Annotated in this window: 1 protein-coding gene; it reads right to left on the bottom strand. The window is 67.2% G+C overall.

The features are described from left to right. The coding region (locus tag AWC19_RS01370) for an HNH endonuclease signature motif containing protein (protein ID WP_085076312.1) at positions 1-1,013 on the bottom strand (1,013 nt) is incomplete at its 3' end. Between the last annotated feature and the right edge of the window lie 18 nt (positions 1,014-1,031).

Below are 1,031 nucleotides of genomic sequence, written 5' to 3'. Positions count from 1 at the left end.
TTGGCCAACTCGGTGGGGCCGCCGTCTTCCCAGTGCCGCAAATGATGGGCGTGCAGGCCCCGGCTGGCCCCACAGCCCGGCACCGCGCACATCGGGTGGCGATACTCCAGGGCCCGGCGCAGCCGCCGGCTGATCACCCGGGTGCTCCGCCCGGCCCCCAGGGGCTGCCCGTGCCGTTCAAACCACACTTCGCAGGTGGCATCACAGGTCAAATAGCGCCGCTCGGCATCCGACAGCAGCGGACCCACATGCAACGCCGCCGCGGGCTTTTCCACATCCAAATGCACCACCACGGTGGTGTGCTGGCCGTGCGGGCGGCGGGCCGCCTCGGCGTCCCAGCCCGCCTCGACCAGGCGCAAAAACGCCTCAACGTTGGTCGGCAACGGCGCCCGCTGATCCGAGCCGCCCCGGGCCTCGTTGTGGTCGGCCTTCCACTGGGCAAACAGCGCATCGCGATGCGAGGCCAGCGCGGCGTCAAACTTCGCCGCGTCCAGCCGCGGAAGCGTGATCCGCCAACAGCTGGACTTTTCATCCGAAGTCTTGATGATCGAACCCTGCGGCTCGGGCGCCGGCCCACGATCGGGCCGCGGTCGCGGTTCCAACTTGACCGCCGTGCGCAGCTGAGTGACCGTGGCCACCTGCGCCAACTGCTCATAATGCTGGTCAGACCCCCGACCACCGCGCGTGGCGATCACCCCGACCTGATCCAGCGACAACCGGCCCTCCCGCATACCCCGCACACACCGCGGCAACTCCTCAACCCGCCCGGCGATCGCGGCGATCGTCTGCGCATTAGCCGGCGAACAACCGGTCTTCCAAGCCACCATCGCCGGCAGCGACCGCGCCCCGGTAATCCCCCACAACCCGTCACGATCGATCTCGGCCACAATCTCCACAATGCGCCCATCAATCGCATTGCGCTGACCACACAACTCCGCCAACTCCTCAAACAACAACCCAAGCCGCTCTTTAGGAATCAACTCCACAACGCCGGCAGAAGCCCTCAAAGACATGCCCCCATCATCACAGCG

It is taken from the genome of Mycobacterium palustre (genome assembly GCF_002101785.1).
Taxonomy (GTDB): domain Bacteria; phylum Actinomycetota; class Actinomycetes; order Mycobacteriales; family Mycobacteriaceae; genus Mycobacterium; species Mycobacterium palustre.
This window is presented reverse-complemented; position numbering and strand designations above follow the sequence as displayed.